Annotated in this window: 17 protein-coding genes, 1 pseudogene and 1 riboswitch; of the genes and pseudogenes, 12 read left to right on the plus strand and 6 right to left on the minus strand. The window is 66.8% G+C overall.

The annotated features are described in order from the left end of the window. Positions 1–91 precede the first annotated feature (91 nt). The 4 genes from glyA (at position 92) to ribD (ending at position 3,544) form a co-directional block, all read left to right on the plus strand. Positions 92–1,345 (plus strand): serine hydroxymethyltransferase, encoded by a 1,254-nt coding sequence (gene glyA, locus FHT09_RS01800; RefSeq protein WP_104536286.1) that lies wholly within the window; start codon positions 92–94, stop codon positions 1,343–1,345. A 101-nt stretch (positions 1,346–1,446) separates the two neighbouring features. Beyond that, positions 1,447–1,971 carry a transcriptional regulator NrdR gene (gene nrdR, locus FHT09_RS01805; RefSeq protein WP_006453216.1) on the plus strand — a complete coding sequence of 175 codons (525 nt, stop codon included), beginning with the start codon at positions 1,447–1,449 and terminating at the stop codon, positions 1,969–1,971. A gap of 5 nt (positions 1,972–1,976) precedes the next feature. Further along, positions 1,977–2,453 carry a GNAT family N-acetyltransferase gene (locus tag FHT09_RS01810; RefSeq protein WP_104536740.1) on the plus strand — a complete coding sequence of 159 codons (477 nt, stop codon included), beginning with the start codon at positions 1,977–1,979 and terminating at the stop codon, positions 2,451–2,453. Further along, positions 2,450–3,544, plus strand: coding sequence for a bifunctional diaminohydroxyphosphoribosylaminopyrimidine deaminase/5-amino-6-(5-phosphoribosylamino)uracil reductase RibD (ribD, locus tag FHT09_RS01815; protein ID WP_104607344.1), 1,095 nt, complete (start codon positions 2,450–2,452; stop codon positions 3,542–3,544). The genes FHT09_RS01810 and ribD overlap by 4 nt, the downstream gene beginning before the upstream one ends. A gap of 97 nt (positions 3,545–3,641) precedes the next feature. On the opposite strand, the gene FHT09_RS01820 is transcribed toward ribD, so the two are convergent. After that, positions 3,642–4,265 (minus strand): hypothetical protein, encoded by a 624-nt coding sequence (locus FHT09_RS01820; protein WP_104536284.1) that lies wholly within the window; start codon positions 4,263–4,265, stop codon positions 3,642–3,644. Between the two features lie 218 nt (positions 4,266–4,483). Beyond that, a riboswitch (FMN riboswitch) is annotated at positions 4,484–4,662 on the plus strand. A 162-nt stretch (positions 4,663–4,824) separates the two neighbouring features. Here FHT09_RS01820 and FHT09_RS01825 point away from each other — a divergent pair. From FHT09_RS01825 to FHT09_RS01850, 6 genes are all read left to right on the plus strand, one after another. Continuing rightward, positions 4,825–5,427 carry a riboflavin synthase gene (locus tag FHT09_RS01825; protein ID WP_102596703.1) on the plus strand — a complete coding sequence of 201 codons (603 nt, stop codon included), beginning with the start codon at positions 4,825–4,827 and terminating at the stop codon, positions 5,425–5,427. After that, positions 5,424–6,563 carry a 3,4-dihydroxy-2-butanone-4-phosphate synthase gene (gene ribB / locus FHT09_RS01830; protein WP_104607343.1) on the plus strand — a complete coding sequence of 380 codons (1,140 nt, stop codon included), beginning with the start codon at positions 5,424–5,426 and terminating at the stop codon, positions 6,561–6,563. Before FHT09_RS01825 ends, ribB begins: the two co-directional genes overlap by 4 nt. A gap of 256 nt (positions 6,564–6,819) precedes the next feature. Beyond that, entirely contained in the window at positions 6,820–7,284 is a 465-nt protein-coding gene (gene ribH / locus FHT09_RS01835) for a 6,7-dimethyl-8-ribityllumazine synthase (protein ID WP_053045801.1), read from the plus strand. Beyond that, positions 7,281–7,760 (plus strand): transcription antitermination factor NusB, encoded by a 480-nt coding sequence (gene nusB, locus FHT09_RS01840; RefSeq protein ID WP_047130649.1) that lies wholly within the window; start codon positions 7,281–7,283, stop codon positions 7,758–7,760. Before ribH ends, nusB begins: the two co-directional genes overlap by 4 nt. Positions 7,761–7,886: 126 nt before the next feature. Continuing rightward, positions 7,887–8,861, plus strand: a complete 975-nt coding sequence (gene thiL, locus FHT09_RS01845; protein ID WP_104607342.1) for a thiamine-phosphate kinase — start codon at positions 7,887–7,889, stop codon at positions 8,859–8,861. Between the two features lie 314 nt (positions 8,862–9,175). Further along, positions 9,176–10,756, plus strand: coding sequence for a CocE/NonD family hydrolase (locus tag FHT09_RS01850; RefSeq protein WP_047130651.1), 1,581 nt, complete (start codon positions 9,176–9,178; stop codon positions 10,754–10,756). A gap of 323 nt (positions 10,757–11,079) precedes the next feature. On the opposite strand, the pseudogene FHT09_RS01855 reads toward FHT09_RS01850, so the two are convergent. Beyond that, positions 11,080–11,218, minus strand: a pseudogene (locus FHT09_RS01855) (fatty acid-binding protein DegV); the annotation flags it as partial. Between the two features lie 373 nt (positions 11,219–11,591). On the opposite strand from FHT09_RS01855, the gene FHT09_RS01860 reads away from it, so the two are divergent. Further along, a complete protein-coding gene (locus FHT09_RS01860) occupies positions 11,592–12,407 on the plus strand; it encodes a cellulase (RefSeq protein ID WP_047130652.1) in 816 nt (271 codons plus the stop codon). A 351-nt stretch (positions 12,408–12,758) separates the two neighbouring features. Here the strand turns inward: FHT09_RS01860 and FHT09_RS01865 are convergent, their stop codons facing one another. The 4 genes from FHT09_RS01865 to FHT09_RS01880 all read right to left on the minus strand — a co-directional run bounded on the left by FHT09_RS01865 (position 12,759) and on the right by FHT09_RS01880 (position 16,355). After that, complete coding sequence (locus FHT09_RS01865) at positions 12,759–13,085, minus strand: hypothetical protein (protein WP_181141461.1); 327 nt, start codon at positions 13,083–13,085, stop codon at positions 12,759–12,761. A 144-nt stretch (positions 13,086–13,229) separates the two neighbouring features. Continuing rightward, entirely contained in the window at positions 13,230–13,646 is a 417-nt protein-coding gene (locus FHT09_RS01870; RefSeq protein ID WP_053045789.1) for a DUF2809 domain-containing protein, read from the minus strand. Between the two features lie 31 nt (positions 13,647–13,677). Continuing rightward, a complete protein-coding gene (locus FHT09_RS01875; RefSeq protein ID WP_104607340.1) occupies positions 13,678–14,958 on the minus strand; it encodes an amidohydrolase family protein in 1,281 nt (426 codons plus the stop codon). Next, positions 14,955–16,355, minus strand: coding sequence for an amidohydrolase (locus FHT09_RS01880; protein WP_104607341.1), 1,401 nt, complete (start codon positions 16,353–16,355; stop codon positions 14,955–14,957). Before FHT09_RS01880 ends, FHT09_RS01875 begins: the two co-directional genes overlap by 4 nt. A gap of 140 nt (positions 16,356–16,495) precedes the next feature. Between FHT09_RS01880 and FHT09_RS01885 the strand changes: the two genes are divergently transcribed. Continuing rightward, the gene (locus FHT09_RS01885) at positions 16,496–17,056 is read left to right on the plus strand and encodes a DUF924 family protein (RefSeq protein ID WP_104536276.1); all 561 of its coding nucleotides are present in this window, start codon (positions 16,496–16,498) and stop codon (positions 17,054–17,056) included. Positions 17,057–17,195: the final 139 nt, after the last annotated feature.

Here is a 17,195-nt window from a genome sequence, read left to right on the forward strand (position 1 = left end):
GCGGCCCGCGCCAGCGTCGCAATTGGTCACCTGTCCGCGCGGGGGCTTACAATCTGCGCCCCTACTGGCAACAGCTGCCCCGGAGCTCTGCATGTTCTCGCGCGACGTCCGACTGGAAACCTACGACCCCGAACTGGCCAAGGCCATCGCTGCTGAAGCCGGCCGCCAGGAGGATCACGTCGAGCTGATCGCCAGCGAGAACTACTGCAGCCCGCTGGTGATGGAAGCCCAGGGCAGCCAGCTGACCAACAAGTACGCCGAAGGCTATCCGGGCAAGCGCTACTACGGTGGTTGCGAATTCGTCGACATTGCCGAGCAGCTGGCGATCGAGCGCATCAAGCAGGTGTTCGGCGCCGACTATGCGAACGTGCAGCCGCATAGCGGCTCGCAGGCCAACCAGGCGGTGTATCTGGCGCTGCTGCAGCCCGGCGACACCATCCTGGGCATGAGTCTGGCCCATGGCGGCCACCTGACCCACGGCGCCAAGGTCAACGTTTCCGGCAAGCTGTTCAATGCCGTGCAGTACGGCGTCAACGCGCAGGGCCTGATCGACTATGACGAAGTCCAGCGTCTGGCCACCGAGCACAAGCCGAAGATGGTCGTGGCCGGCTTCTCTGCGTATTCGCAGAAGATCGACTGGGCGCGCTTCCGCGCCATCGCCGACAGCGTCGGTGCGTATCTGTTCGTGGACATGGCGCACGTGGCCGGGCTGGTCGCCGCCGGCGTGTATCCGAGCCCGCTGGAGCATGCGCACGTGGTCACCTCGACTACCCACAAGACCCTGCGCGGCCCGCGCGGCGGCATCATCGTGGCCAAGGGCGCGAGCGAAGAGCTGCAGAAGAAGCTGCAGTCGATCGTGTTCCCCGGCATCCAGGGCGGCCCGCTGATGCACGTGATCGCGGCCAAGGCGGTGGCATTCAAGGAAGCGCTGGAGCCGGAATTCAAGACCTACCAGCAGCAGGTGGTCAAGAACGCGCAGGCGATGGCCAACACGCTGATCGCGCGCGGCTACAAGATCGTGTCCGGCGGCACCGAGAATCACCTGATGCTGGTGGACATGATCGGCCGCGACGTCTCGGGCAAGGACGCCGAAGCCGCGCTCGGCAAGGCCCACATCACCGTCAACAAGAACGCGGTGCCCAACGACCCACGCTCGCCGTTCGTCACCTCCGGCCTGCGTCTGGGCACCCCGGCGATCACCACCCGCGGTTACCTGGAGCAGGACAGTGTCGACCTGGCCAACTGGATCGCCGACGTGCTCGACGCCCCCGGCGACGAAGCCGTGCTGGCCAAGGTCCGCGACGCAGTGACTGCGCAGTGCAAGAAGTATCCGGTGTATGGCTGAGGTAGGAATGGGGAATAGGGAGACGAGAATGGTAGAAGCAACGCTGCGATAGCTGTGCCGTTCCGATTCCCTATTCCCCTCTCCCTATTCCTGGACGCCTGATGCACTGCCCTTTCTGCCAGCACAACGACACCCGCGTGATCGATTCGCGGGTGTCCGAAGACGGGACGACGATTCGTCGTCGCCGCGAGTGCGAGGCGTGCGGCGAGCGTTTCAGTACCCTGGAAACGATCGAACTCAAGCTGCCGACCGTGGTCAAGAGCGATGGCGGGCGCGAGGCGTTCGACGCGCGCAAGCTGCGCACCAGTTTCGACCGCGCGCTGCAAAAGCGCCCGGTGTCCGAAGAGCAGATCGAAGCGGCGGTGCGCGCGGTGGTGCATCAGTTGCGCATGTCCGGCGAGCGCGAGGTTGGCTCGCTGCGTGTCGGCGAATACGTCATGGTCGAGCTGCGCAAGCTCGATCACGTGGGCTATGTGCGCTTCGCCTCGGTGTACCGCAGCTTTCAGGACGTGGCCGATTTCCGCGAGGAAATCGAAAAGCTCGAGCGCGAGCTACCGGTCGGCATCGAGCAATTGCCGTTGCTGGAAGCGGCCCTGGAGCGTGCCGGCAAGCCCGGCAAGCGGTGAGCGCGATGCGCATCGCCTGCGTGGCCGACACGCCGCAGCTGCTGCCCGCGATCGCGCAGGCGCATCTGCAGGCCTTCGGCAGTCTGTTGCCGGACTGGAACTTCGACGCGGCCTTGAGCGAGTTGCGCAGCCACACCCGCGACGGGGTGATCCCGATCACGTGGGTGGCGCTCGATCAGGCGCAGTGGCTCGGGTCGGTCAGCCTGCTGGACAACGACGATGCGCGTATTCGCCAATGGTCGCCATGGCTGGCGTCGCTGTACGTGCAGCCGCAGGCGCGCGGGCAGGGCATCGGCGAGGCGCTGGTGACGCACTGCGTGCAGGCCGCCGCGCGCATGGGCGTGCCGGCGTTGTATCTGTATTGCCAACCAGTGCTGTTGCCGTTTTATCAGCGGCTGGGCTGGCATACGCATGCAGAATTACTGCTGGGGCCGATGCAGATCGTGGTGATGTGTATCGAACCGCAAGCGGCGCCGCAATGAGCGCAACGGCCGACGATCACCGCTGGATGGCGCAGGCATTGCGCCTGGCCGAGCGCGGCGCCTGCACCACCCGCCCCAATCCGATGGTTGGCTGCGTGATCGTGCGCGATGGCGTGTGCGTGGGCGAAGGCTTTCATCAACGTGCCGGTGGCCCGCATGCGGAAGTGTTCGCGCTGCGCGCGGCCGGCGCGCAGGCGCGCGGCGCCACCGCTTACGTGACGCTGGAGCCGTGTGCGCACTACGGACGCACGCCGCCCTGTGCGCTGGCCCTGATCGATGCAGGCGTGGCGCGTGTGGTCGCGGCGATGGCCGACCCGTTTCCGCAGGTCAACGGCGGCGGGTTTGCGCTGCTGCGCGCGGCCGGGATCGAGGTGCTCAGCGGCGTCCTGCAAACACAGGCGCGCGCGCTCAACCAGGGATTTCTGTCGCGGGTGGAGCGGGGCAGGCCATGGCTGCGGGTCAAGCTCGGCGCCAGCATGGATGGACGTACTGCGCTGGCCAGCGGTGAGTCCAAATGGATCACCGGAAGTGACGCGCGCGCGGATGTGCAGCGCTGGCGTGCGCGTGCGGGCGCGATCCTCACGGGTGCGGGCACGGTGCTGGCCGACGACCCCTCCATGACGGTGCGGTTGGGCGAGGACACGCCGTTCGTGCCGCCGCTGCGCGTGGTGCTCGATGCCGGGCTGCGAACGTTGGCGTGCAGGAACATGCGTCAGGGCGATGCGCCAACGCTGTATCTGCATGGCGAGGATGTGGCCGCGCCGGCACTGGACGATGCGCAGTTCCTTGCGATGCCGTTACATGCCGGCCGCTTCGACCTGGCGGCGGTGTTGGCCCTGCTTGGCGAGCGCGGCATCAACGAGGTGCATGTGGAAGCCGGCGCAACGCTGGGCGGTGCGCTGCTGCAGGCCAGGCTGGTCGACGAACTGTTGGTCTACATGGCACCGGTACTGCTGGGCGACACCGCCAGGCCGCTGCTGGCGGGGCTTGGCATCGAGACGATGGCGCAGCGCGCTGCGTTGCAGCTGCTGGATGTGCGCCAGCTGGGTCAGGATCTGCGTCTGCGCTATGCGCCGGTCGCTGCCGGGTGAGCGCTGCATGGCGTGCGCGATGCCGCGCGGCTGTGCTGTTGCGCGCATGAAAAAGGCCCCGCATGCGGGGCCTTGGTATCTCTGCGCGACGCGTCGATCAGAAGCTTGCGCGCACGCCGACCTTGTACTGGTTGGCGTTGTCGACGAACTGCGCTTCGGCAACCAGGCCCCAGGTGCGGGTGAAGTTGACCTGACCACCCAGGGTGCCGACAAACTCGCCTTCGTCCACGTCGCTGCCGTCGATGTAGCCGGCCTTGATCCAGGCTTCGGTCCGTGGCGAGGGCTTGCCGCGCAGGCCCAGGTTGGCGAAGCCCAGGTTGGTCGAGTCGGACGCGTTGTCGATCGAACGGCCGCGCAGGCGCAGATCGGATTCGACCTTGGTGCGCAGCACGCTGATGTCGGCGGTGAACTCCACGCGCTCGGTCATTTCCTGGCGGTAACCGATACCCACGGTCGCCTGCTGCAGGGTGCCGTCGATCACGAAGCCGCTGCCGAGGTTGTAGTCCTTGGTGGCACGCTCGTAGCTGGCCAGCAGGTACACCGGCTGGGCAATCTGCCATGAGCCGCGGATGTAGCCGCCGTCGATGTCGTCCGATTCGTCGTTGACGTTGATTTCGGTCCGGTTCCAGCCGCCTTCGACATAGGAATAGCTCAGGCCTTCGGCCGAGGCGGCAAACGGTGCGGCGGCCAGCAGGGCAGCCAGAATCAGGGTGTTACGCATTGGATGTCTCTCTCCGAATTGATGTCCGTGTCTCCGTCCCGTTGCGGGATGGAAAAAGCGACGTCTCCCGTCGCGGCGCGTAAATTAACAGATCCTTCACAATCCTGGCTATGGGGGATTTCCCGACATGACGCAGTGTCCTGCCAGCCTGCGCTCACCCTTGGCCATCGCGCCGATGTGCCCTGTTAGACTTTGCACGCCGGTTCGCCGGTACTCACAAACGTCTTCAGGGCGGGGTGCGATTCCCCACCGGCGGTAGGCATGCGCAAGCATGCGAGCCCGCGAGCGCTTGCACTCCAGGGTTGAGCGGACCAACGCGACACCCCCGCTGGGCAAGGTCAGCAGATCCGGTGCGATGCCGGGGCCGACGGTATAGTCCGGATGAAAGAAGACGGCCAACGCGTAGCCTTGCGGCTGCGCGCGCGCCTGTTTGCCTTGTGGCGTTTTTCGCTCAACTCCTGCGAGAAACGACTATGTCCATGCGTCACCCGTCGCGCTGCGTCGCGATCTTCCACCGCACTCCGTCCGCGCTGTCGTCATCAACGACGGAGGTGCGCTGATGTTTACAGGAATCATCGAAGGCGTCGGCCGTCTGGCGGCGCGCCAGCCGCAAGGCGGCGATGTGCTTTTCACCTTCGCCACCGGCAGCCTGCCGTTCGAAGCGGTGCAACTGGGCGAGAGCATCGCGGTCAACGGCGTGTGCCTGACCGTGGTCGCCTTCGATGCCGGCAGCTTCCAGGCCGATGCCTCCACCGAAACCCTGTCGCTGACCACGTTGGGCGCCTTGCCGGAAGGCGCGGTGCTCAATCTGGAGCGCGCGATGCGCCCGACCGACCGCCTCGGCGGGCATCTGGTCAGCGGGCATGTCGACGGTCTGGGCCAGGTGCAGTCGGTGCATGGCGATGCGCGTGCGCAGCGTTGGCGGTTTGCCGCCCCGCCGGCGGTGTTGCGCTATGTCGCCAAGAAGGGCTCGATCTGCGTGGACGGGGTCAGCCTGACCGTCAACGACGTGGACGAGGACGGCTTCGAAGTCGCATTGATTCCGCACACGGTGGCCAACACCGCGTTTGCGCAGACCGCGGTTGGCGCGGCGGTGAATCTGGAGATCGATCTGGTGGCGCGTTATGTCGAACGCCTGCTCGGCACGCGGGGTGCGGCATGAATTTCGCACCCGTTCCGGAATTGATCGAGGAACTGCGCGCCGGCCGCATGGTGGTGATCGTCGATGACGAGGACCGCGAGAACGAAGGCGATCTGATCATGGCCGCCGAGCTGGTCAAGCCGTCGGACATCAATTTCATGGTGACCCACGCGCGCGGGCTGGTGTGTCTGTCGCTGACCCGCGAGCGCTGCGCGCAGCTCGGCCTGGCGCCGATGGTGCGCAACAACACTGCGCAGTTCCAGACCAACTTCACCGTCAGCATCGAGGCGGCCGAAGGCGTGACCACCGGCATCTCCGCCTACGACCGCGCGCACACCGTGCGCACCGCGGTGCGGCCGGATGCCAAGCCGCAGGATCTGAGCCAGCCGGGGCATATCTTCCCGCTGATCTCGCAGCCCGGCGGCGTGCTCACCCGCGCCGGCCACACCGAGGCGGCCAGCGACCTGCCGATGCTGGCCGGGCTGGAACCGGCCGGCGTGCTGGTGGAAGTGCTCAACCCGGATGGCAGCATGGCGCGGCGTCCGCAGCTGGAAGTGTTCGCGCGCGAGCACGGGCTGAAGATGGGGTCGATCGCCGACCTGATCGCCTATCGCCTGGCCAACGAGCACACCGTCGAGCGCGTTGACGAACGTGAGATCAGTACCGAGTTCGGCCCGTTCACGCTGGTGACCTACCGCGACCGCATCGCGCACGATCTGCATTTTGCGCTGGTGCGCGGCACTGCCGATCCGCACACACCGACGCTAGTGCGCGTGCAGGTGGAAAACCCGCTGGCCGACCTGCTGCATTGGCAGCGCGATGACTTCGGTGTGCCGGCCACCGATGCCTTGCGTGCGATCGCCGCCGAAGGGCAGGGCGTGATGGTGGTGCTGTCGGCACCGCGCGACAGCGAATCCTTGCTGGCGCGGCTGCGCCAGCAACCGGAAGCGGCCACCAACGCCAAGGACGTCAGCCAGTGGCGGCGCAACGGGGCCGGCGCGCAGATCCTGGCCGAACTGGGCCTGGGCAAGCTGCGCGTGCTGGGCACGCCGCGGCGTCAGGTGGGCCTGGCCGGGTTCGGGCTGGAGGTGGTGGAGTACCTGGAATGCCACCCCGGCGCAGGCGTGCGCTCGGTGCTGGCGGCCGCGCTGCCCTGAGACACGCTGGCGGCCTGGAGTCGCCGCTGTCCGGTGATTGGCGGACGCGCCGCAAGAACCGCGCTGGTCGAGCGGTTCTTATGGTTGTCGCGCATCGACCACGCCAGCTGCCCGCCGCACCAGCCTGTACTGCGCGCTCCCGAATCGTTTCCTGACGACATGGCCGGGGCTGCTTCGGCAGCCCGGCCGGCACGCACCGGCCGGGCCAGGCCCCGGCAGCTGTTAAACTTGCCGCCCCCTCGAGTTGCCGACCCGCATGACCCACTACGAAGGCGATCTCCGCCCCACTACCGCGCGCTTTGCGATCGTCGCCAGCCGCTGGAATGCCCGCATCACCGACGCGCTGGTCACCGGTGCGCGTCAGAGCCTGGCCGGCAACGGCATCGGCGAGGACGCCATCGACGTGGTCCGCGTGCCGGGCGCCTGGGAAATTCCGATCGCCGCCAACCGCCTGGGGCAATCCGGCCAGCATGCGGCGATCATCGCGCTGGGCTGCGTGATCCGCGGCGACACCCGCCACTACGAACACGTTGCCGACCTGTGCGCCGAAGGCCTGATGAGCGTGCAGTTGCAGACCGGCGTCCCGGTGCTCAACGGCGTGCTGGCGGTCGAGCGTGTGGAAGATGCCGAGGCGCGTGCCGGCGGCAGCCATGGCAACAAGGGCGAAGAATGCGCGCTTGCGGCATTGGAACTGGTCAATTTGATGGAGTTGTTGCCATGAGCAAGTCCGGTGGACACGCCCGCCACGTCCGTCGCGACGGCATCGACCCGGTGCTGCGTTCGCGCGCGCGCCGGCGTGCCTTGCAGGCGGTATATGCCTGGCAGATTTCCGGCGGGTTCGCCAAGCAGGTGATCTCCCAGTTTGCGCACGAGCAGGCGCACGAAGTGGCCGATCTGGCCTATTTCGAAAACCTGGTCGAAGGCGTGCTGAGCAACCGTGCCGAGCTCGACACCGCGCTGACGCCGTATCTGGATCGCGGCGTGGAAGAGGTCGACGCGATCGAACGCGCGGTGCTGCGCCTGGCCGCCTACGAACTGCTGTATCGCCAGGACGTGCCGTACCGCGTGGTGATCAACGAAGCGATCGAAACCGCCAAGCGCTTCGGCTCCGAGCATGGCCACACCTACGTCAATGGCGTGCTGGATCGCGCCTCTGTCGAGTGGCGCAAGCTGGAGTCGGGCGCCAGCGGCGCCTGAGGCGCCTGAGGCGCCGCGGGAATGGAGAGTCGGGAATGGGGAATTGTAAGAGCACCATCTCCGATATCTCCTGATGTGCTTTTGCGATTCCCGATTCCCGATTCCCTTCTCCCGATTCCCGTCCCCATGCCCGAATTCGATCTGATTGCCCGCTTGCGCGCGCGCATTGCGGCGCGTGCGGATGTGCCGTTGGGGATTGGCGACGATGCGGCATTGCTGCAGCCGCCGCCAGGCGAGCAGCTGGCGATCACTGCCGATACGCTCAATGCGGGCGTGCATTTCCCGCACGAGACGCGTGCCGAGGATCTGGGCTGGAAGACGCTGGCGGTCAATCTGTCCGATCTGGCCGCGATGGGTGCGCAACCGCGCTGGTGCACCTTGTCGCTGTCGTTGCCGCACGACGATGTCGAGTGGGTCGATGCGTTCGCCGATGGATTCCTTGCACTGGCCGATGCGCATGCCATTGCGCTGGTCGGTGGCGACACCACGCGCGGGCCGTTGGCGTGTGCGGTGACTGCGATCGGTAGCCTGCCGCCGGGTGCGGCGCTGCGTCGCGATGGTGCACGTGTGGGCGACGATGTGTGGGTGACCGGCGCGCCGGGCGAGGCGGCGGCGGCGTTGTCGCTGTGGCAAGCCGGCCAGCTGGACGTGACCTGTGCGGCGGCCGACCCCTTGCACGAACTTTGGCGCGGTCGCCTGTTGCGCCCGCAGCCGCGTGTGCAGGCCGGGCTGCACTTGCGTGGGCTTGCGCATGCCTGTGTGGACGTCTCCGACGGCTTGCTGGCCGATCTGGGCCATCTGTGCGAACGCAGCGGCGTGGGCGCGCAGCTGGCGCTGGCGGCACTGCCGGCGATGCCGTGCAGCACCGGGATCAGCGCGCTGCAATGCATAGGCTGGCAACTCGGCGGCGGCGACGACTACGAGCTGTGCTTCACCGCTGCCGTGCACCACCGCGACGCGGTGGTGCAGGCGATGGACTTCGCCGGCGTCGCGGCGACGCGCATCGGCCAGATCGTCGCCACGCCGGGGGTGGTGGTCCACGACGCCAACGGCAACCCGTGGCAGCCGCCGCGGCGCGGGTATCAGCACTTCGTCGGCTGAGCTGAGCGCGCGGGAGGCGTTGCACAAGCGTGCTGCATCGCAGCCAACGTGTGCGGGTCTGGAGCGGCCAGGCGATAAGCGCACGCTGTTTCCAGTTGCGAGCCGGCGATTGCGGTGCGCACGCACCCGATTCCCGCCTCCCGCCTCCCGATTCCCGATTCCCGATTCCCGATTCCCGATTCCCGATTCCCGATTCCCGCCCCTTGAGCCATACCGTACCGTCTGGTACGTTCGCGACGTTCTCCCCCGAACCACGGATGCATGGCAGTTGCCGCTGGGCCATCCCGGCCTGGCCTTGCGTGGGAGAGATCCGCATGAACAAGCATTGGATCGGAGGCATCGCCGCCTTGGCGTTGCTGGTGGCATCGGCGTCGGCGGTGGCGGGCGCCTTCAGCAAGACCTACGAACGGATTCCCGGCTGGGATGGTGCACCGATGGGCGCGCTGGTGCTGGTGCCGCAGGGGCAGGGCAGCGGGCCGTTTCCGTTGATCGTGATGCCGGCCAGCTGGTCGTTGCCGAATCTGGAATACCTTGGACGCGCGACCCAGCTGGCCAGCGATGGCTACGTGGTCGTCAGCTACACCTCGCGCGGGTTCTGGGATTCGGCCGGGCAGATCGATATTGCCGGCGCCGACACGGTGGAAGACGTCAGCGCGGTGATCGACTGGGCGCTGGCACATACGCCGGCCAATGCGAATGCGATCGGTGCATCGGGCATCTCCTACGGGGCGGGCATCAGCCTGTTGGCGGCCGAGCGCGATCCGCGCATCAAGGCCGTGGCTGCGCTCAGCGGCTGGGCCGATCTGGAAGCGTCGCTGTATTCCAATCGCACCGTCAGCCAGCAAGGCGTCGGGCTGTTGGTCGGTGCAGGCGCGTTGACCGGACGTCCCGGCCCGGATCTGGCGCAGATCAGCACCCGGGTTGCAGTTGGCGACTACGACGGTGCAGTGCAGGGCTTTCTGCCGCAGGCCGCGTCGCGCAGCCCGTCAAGCGATGTGGCCGCGCTCAATGCGCGTGGTACCGCGGTGCTGCTGGGCAATGCCTTCAACGACGGCCTGTTTCCGCCGAACCAGACGATCGCGTTCTTCGACCAGCTGCGCGGACCCAAGCAGTTGCTGCTCAGCCAGGGCGACCACGCCACCGCAGAACTGCCGGGCGCGCTAGGCCTGCCCAACGAGGTCTATACGGCGGCCACGCGCTGGTTCGATCGTCATCTCAAGCAGCTGCGTAACGGCGTCGACAGCGAAGCGCCGGTGCGGTTGTCGCCGCGTGCCGGGCAATGGCTGGAGTACGCGGACTGGGCGTCGGTGCAACAGGGAAGCACGCGGCTGGGGTTATCCGCACCGGCCGGGTTGCTCAGCCCCACCGGCGGCTTGATCGGTGGCACCGCCAGCGGATGGCAGTCGCGCATTGCCACCGATGTGCCGACGTTGGCCGATTCGGGCGTGGTACTGGTCAGTGGTCTGTTGCAGGGCATCGGTGTGCCGGTCACCACGTCGATTCCGTTGGTCAATCGCATCGGCGCGGCAGTGTGGGTGGGTGCGCCGTCGAGCACGCCACGGCGGCTGGCCGGCAGTCCATCGTTGCGCGTGACCGTGGTACCCAGCCAATCGGAAGTGAGCCTGTTCGCGTATCTCTATCGCATGGATGCGCTAGGCGTGGCGCAACTGATCACGCATGCACCGTACACGCTACGCGGCACCACGGCAGGCCGCGCAGTGACGCTGGATTGGCCACTGCAAGCGGCTGCTGCGGAGATTCCGGCAGGGCAGCGTCTGGTGCTGGTGATCGACACGCGCGATGTGCGCTACACCGATGCCAGCGATGGCGGCGGCACGGTGACGTTTACGTCGCCGACGGCAACGCCGTCGGTATTGAACGTGCCGCTGCGATAACGCTGCACTGAGCTGACGATGCGGTGAGGTGTGGGCCGCATGCATCAGGGCTGCGGCTTGGCTGCGGGGTCCTTGCCTGCCCACCATCGCGGGAGACGCCGCAAGTCCGTCCTTGTCGGCGCTTGCGCGGCATCCATGCCGCGTCAGGTCCCGCGACGGCGGGCGGGCAAGGACCGGTCGAGATGATCGGCGTGCGTGGTTGCAAGCAGTGCATGATGTGTCCCGCGAGCGGTAAGGACACCGCGCCCTCGATCGACCGGGCGTTTGACCGCCTTGCGTAAACGACGCCACGACTAGGAGGCCCGGTTGTCTTTATGTCTCGGTGTCTGCGCTTGGTGTCCGCTTTCGGCCACATGCGCCTGCAGGCAGCGTCGCTTCCTCATCGCGGTGATCGGCCAGCCCCCTTTCGCCGATGCGCACGCCGATCGGCAATACGCTGACGTTGTTGCGTTGAATGAACATCGCGCGATGGGAGCCTGGCGCACTGCCACCAGGCAAGCTCGACGCATCCGAATAGGGCCTGGAGCAAGCAGCCGCAGGTGCGGCAGAGACACAGACCGCAGCCATGTGGCTCTGCACCATTTGCGTCCACCGTACCGTCATGCAGATGACCGATACATCCTGTCACGCTGCCGGTTGGGTCGCGAACTGAGGATCTGCGCACGCTTCGGTTGGCGGATGGCGCCCGCTATCGCAGATGACGAGCGAGGCCTGTCGCAATTGCTATAGCTCCCGATACAAGGCCGCTGCTAGGGTCCAACGCGACCGCTGCAAAGCGGCTCTCGACGCTGCCGCACCGGCATCGCCGCGCTGAACCCATATGGAGAGAGTCACCATGCAAAACAGCCAATCCCGCACCCTCACCCAGACCGGCACACCGGCGCCGCCGACACGGCGGCGCGCATCGCGCTGGTGGAAGGCTGCACTGGCCGTGGGTCTGGTCGCCCTGGCGCCAGCGGCGCTGGCCGGTCCCTACAAGGTCTTCGGCAACCACTATGCGTGGGTCAATAATTTCAACGATCCCAACAACATCATCCAGGGCACGTTCGGCACCGGCAGCACCCCCGAGCTGACCGTCACCTTCAACTTCGCCGACTACAACCTCTACGGCTATCCGGCGATCGTGCGCGGCTGGCACTACGACTGGAACCCGACCAGCGATACGCTGTTTCCGCGGCAGATTTCCTCCTTGAGCAAAATCCCGCTCAAGTTCACCTACAGCGCGGGCGGAACCAATCTCGCGGGCGATTTTGCCTATGACATCTTCTTCCGCTGGGATACCGCCAAGGGCAACCCGCAGCTGGAAGTCATGATCTGGGGCGACCACAACTCCTGGCCGATCGGCACGCTGACTGCCAGCAAGGTGATCACCGCAGGCGGGCGCACCTTCGACCTGTGGGAAGGCTTCAACTCCGGTGCCGGCTACTACGTCTACACCTTCATCCCGACCGGCACTGCCGGGCAGGCCACGCTGAAGACCAGCGGCAGCCTCAACGTGGACGCCAAGCCCTTCCTCAACTGGTTGCAGACCAACCGGTCCAAGGATGGGCGCTACAACAACAGCATGTATCTGCATGCAGCCGAAGCCGGTTTCGAAGTGGTACGCGGCAGCGGCTGGGCCAAGGTGAGCGCGACGTTGGACGCGCAGTAAGCGCAGCGCCAATCGGCCGCATGGCTGAGCGTGCGCGGTTGGCATCGGAGACCGGCGTGCAGCACGCCACACGCCGGTACCGCTTCGCCTGCGATGGCCGAAAATCGTCGAAGATCGCACGACGACTCTGGCCACCGACGGCTACGTTTCGCATCAGGTGTCCAAGATCGCCTGCTTGAGCATTCACCACTGCCATGACTTCTGCCATGCGCGTGAGGCGATTCTGAAACACAGCGCAGGGCACGCTTCGTCTGCGCTGCGATGTATCCGGAAAACAGCCAGGGCATTGCGACAGGTCAGTCGGGCACTGCGGTCTTATCGATCAGCGCGACTGCGGGTGTCGGGGCAGCGTCAGCGCAGGGCATCGCGCGCCGAGGCGATGGCGGCCATCCACTGGTCGCGTTTGCCGATCACGAACCGGTGTTCGCCGCCCTCGTGCAGCTGCACCGCCAGCGATGTCGGCGCCACCGGCAGCAGGCCGAACAGGCGCGTCCAGCGTGGTTGCACCGTCGCGACCTGGGTCAGGTGCACGGTCAGCGACCGGGTCTGCAGGTTGTAGGGATGCGGCTGGAAGTGCAGCGCATCGGCGGTCAGGATCAGCCGCCCGCCGACCGCCTCGAGGCCGCGCAGCAGATTGGCCGGCGCCTGGCGCAACACGACCCGATCGATCGAGCGCAAGCCGCTTCCTTGAAACAGCGAAGTCACTGCGATGCAGGGTGGGCGCGGGCACGCCATTGCTGCCATTGCCCAGACAGGGCGCCAACGCTGTCGATCAGTGCCGATGAGCAGACGGAAAACATGCGGTAGGCCCGAAGGAGTGCATCAATGCGGCGTTTGCCGCCGGGAAGACGCAGCGACACGGCATGACGCCACATCACCGATGTACGCCACGCCGCCGCCGACCAGATACATCAGCAGATCGTGCAGGGTAGCGGTGTTGCCGAGCGCGATGTAGGCCGCGCTGCCCGGGCGCAGCCCGAGCCGGTCGGCCAGATGCAGCGCCTGCAGGCCTTCGATCAGGCACCCGGTCGCGACCGCCAGTACGCACGCCCAGCGTGGCGATAACGCAAACACCCCGCGCAACCCGCAATACACCAGGATCACCGCTAGCATATCGCCCAGGCTGCCGCGCACCCAGGGCCCGCCGAGTGTGCCAGCACCGATCGCCACTTCGATGACAAACACGGCGAGTGCGGTCAGCAGGTAGACGCTACGTACGCCCAACGCCATGCGTGTCATTGCGCTGGCACGCGCGCGCCCGCCGCCCCGATCACTTCAGATAGGCCCGCGGCAACGCGCCGGCCGGTTGCATGTAACGCTCGCGCAGCTCGGTCTGGCGCGAGCGCATCGGCATGTCGCGGCCGCCCAGCCACACCTGCTCGGCGTAGTGGGCGACATCCAGCGGGTCGCCTTCCCACAGCACCAGGTCGGCCTGCTTGCCGACTGCAATGCTGCCGATGCGATCGCCCACGCCGAAGATCTCTGCCGGCACCCGGGTCAGGCCGGCCAGGCCGGCTTCCCACGGCAATCCATTGGCGACCGCGTTGCCGGCCAGCTGGCGCTGCTTGCGCGCGTTATGCGAGGCATCCCCGCTCTGGGCAAAGCTGACTTCCACGCCGGCCGCACGCAGACGTGCGGCATTTTCCAGCGTCGCACCGATCTGGTCGAAGGTGGACGGCAGATCCGCCAGCGCGTCCACCAGCACCGGCACCCTGGCCTGCGCCAGTTGCGGCGCGAGCTTCCAGGCCTCCGCGCCACCGGCAATGGCGATGCGCACCTTTTCGCGCTGCGCCCAACGCAACAACTGGCGGATGTCTGCGGCGCGCTCCACCTGCACCACGATGCGGCCCTGCCCGGCCAGATATTTGGCCAGCACGTTGCGGCCGACCGGGGTCAGCAGCGCGTGCGGCGAGTCGGCCGGCACGCGTCCGCGCGCCTCGGCCACCAGTTGGTCGAGCAGCATCCATTGCGCGGCGCGCGAGCTGCCGGTGAGATCGGACGCCGCCGCGCCGATGCGGATGAACAGGGCATGCGGGCCAACCGGGTCCGGGCTGCCGTCCAGCCGCACCACGCCACCTTGTCCGGCGATGAAGGCACCGCTGGTGGTCGCGCCCAACGCGGTGAAGCCGATGCCTTCCACGCGCGCCACCGGCACCAGCACCGAATCGGGGTTGTAAGCCAGGGTGACATCGAATTCCGGACGCATCGGCTGGTCGCTGAGTTTGACGCCGCTGTCCACGGTGCTGTCTTCGCCGGAGACTTCTTCGATGCCGATCTCGGTGATGCCGCCGAACAGGGCCGGCGTCAGCGGGCGGCCCCCGGCCTCGACCACGCGGCCATCGGCCGGCACGGCCAGGTTGCTGCCGATCGCGCGGATCACGCCACCCTGCACCAGTACATCGGTATTGCGCAGCGTGCCTTGCGCGGTGGCGGTATGCACGGTCGCGCCACGGATCAGCACCTGCTGGCCGACTGCGGGCAATGCAAGCACTGCCAGGACCACAGCAGCGACCGCGCGTAGACGCGGGCCAACGAAGGTTGCGCGGCTCATCGCGCCACCTCCTGGCCGAGCATGAAGTCCGACACCGGCTGCAGGTGGCGATCGTGGCGGTCGTAGACCTGCGCGCCGTCGATATAGACCTGTTCCGCCAGCGCGTAGGAGCTGAAGGGATTGCCGTTCCACACCACCATATCGCCCATCTTGCCCGGCTCCAGTGCGCCGGTCTGCTGCTCGATGCCGAGCGCCTTGGCGGCATTGCTGGTGAGCCAGCGGATCGCACGCTCGGGCGGAATCTCCATTCCGCTGCGGCGCGCGTTGGCGAGCACCTTGGCCGCTTCCTGATTCAGGCGCTGGATGCCTTCTTCCGAATCCGAATGCACGATGGCGCAGCTGTTGGCCGGTCTGTCGACCAGCGCGATGTTTTCCTGGATGCCATCGAAGGCCTCCATCTTGAAGCCCCACCAGTCGGCCCACAGCGCGCCGCAGACGTTGTCCTGCGCCAGCCGGTCGGCCAGCTTGTAGGCCTCCACGCCATGATGGAAGGCGGCGATGTGGAAGCCGAATTCCTTGGACAGGTCCAGCATGGTCGCCATCTCGTCGGCGCGGTAGCAGTGGATATGTACGCGGATGTCGCCGTTGATCGCCCCGGCCAGCGTGTCGAGCTTGAGATCGCGCTTGCCGCCGGCATCGCCGCTGCTGTCGTTGTCGCCGCCGCGGCTCCACCAATGGCGCTTTTTCGCGGTCTTTTTCTTCGGCGCAGTCTTCTGCAGATACTCGGCCGCATCGATGAAGGCGGCGCGGTAACCGGCCACGTTGCCCATGCGCGTGCCGGGGCCGCCCTTCTGGCCGTACACGCGCTTGGGGTTCTCGCCGCAGGCCATCTTCAGGCCCCAGGGGGCACCGGGGAACTTCATGCCCTGGTAGGTGGTGGAGGCGACATTCTTGAGGGTGACGCCGCGCCCGCCGATCAGATTGGCCGAGCCCGGCAGTACCTGCAGCGAGGTCACGCCGCCGGCCAGGGCGGTGCCGAAGCCGGGGTCCTGCGGCCAGATCGAATGCTCGGCCCACACGTTCGGCGTCACCGGGGCGGTCATCTCGTTGCCATCGCTGTGTGCGCTGACGCCGGGGCTGGGATACACGCCCAGATGCGAGTGCACGTCGATGATGCCGGGGGTGACCCATTTGCCGGTGCCGTCGATGCGGCGCACATCGGCCGGCGCCTGCAGCGCGCGCCCGACCGCGGCCACCTTGCCGTCGCGCAGCAGCACGTCGGCGTCGTCCAGCCGCTGGCCGGTGCCGGTGAGCACGGTGGCGTGCTGGATCAATACCGGAGCGGACGCGAGCGCGCGATAGGTGCTGGGGTAGGGGTCTTGCACGAAACGCGATGCCGCAGACGCAGGACCGCACAGCACGGCCGCGCCGAGCGCGGCGAACAGGATGGAACGCATGGATTTCCCCGGTGCAACGAAAACGTCAGCCGCAAACCTAGCGGCCGGCGGCGCGCTTGCCAAGTGCTGCAGCGCCGGCGGCGGCGGGCTCATCACATGGGCCGGTGCATGCTGTGCCGCATTCGTCAGGGGACACGTCGATGATCGTCAAATCAGAACGCAACAAACAGGCCGATGTGGTGCTGGCTTTCTGGGAACTGGCCGGCTCGGCACGCTGGTTCACGCACAACGATGCCTTCGATGCCAACTTCCGCCAGCATTTCAGCGAGCAGCACTTCGCAGCGGCGCGCGGCGAGTATGCGCACTGGATGGAACGTGCCGAAGATGCACTGGCCTTGCTGATCTTGCTCGACCAGTTCCCGCGCAACGCGTTCCGCGGCAGCGCGCATGCCTACGCCACCGATGGCCTGGCGCTGGCCTACGCCAAGCAGGCGCTTGCCAGCGGTTTCGACCAACAGGTCTCCGCGCAGTTGCGGCTGTTTTTCTATCTGCCGTTGGAGCATGCCGAAGATCTGCAGGAGCAGGGACGTTCGGTGCAGCTGATCACCGCGTTGGACGATGCAGAAACCACGCGCTGGGCAGTGGAGCATCAGCAGATCATCCAGCGCTTCGGTCGCTTCCCGCATCGCAATGCGGTACTGGGGCGCGAGACCACCGTGGAAGAACGGCAGTTTCTCGATGACGGTGGATTTACCGGCTGAGGGATGGCAGCGGTTGTGGCCTGCCGCGGTTGCGTGCCGCGACGGCTTTCCCGCACCGCCTACTTGCGTTGGGCATGCGCATCGCGTGGGACGATCGATGCGATCGGTAGATGATGCACATGCGCATGACGTCGAGCGT

This window comes from Xanthomonas sp. CFBP 8152 (genome assembly GCF_014199025.1).
GTDB lineage: Bacteria > Pseudomonadota > Gammaproteobacteria > Xanthomonadales > Xanthomonadaceae > Xanthomonas > Xanthomonas arboricola_B.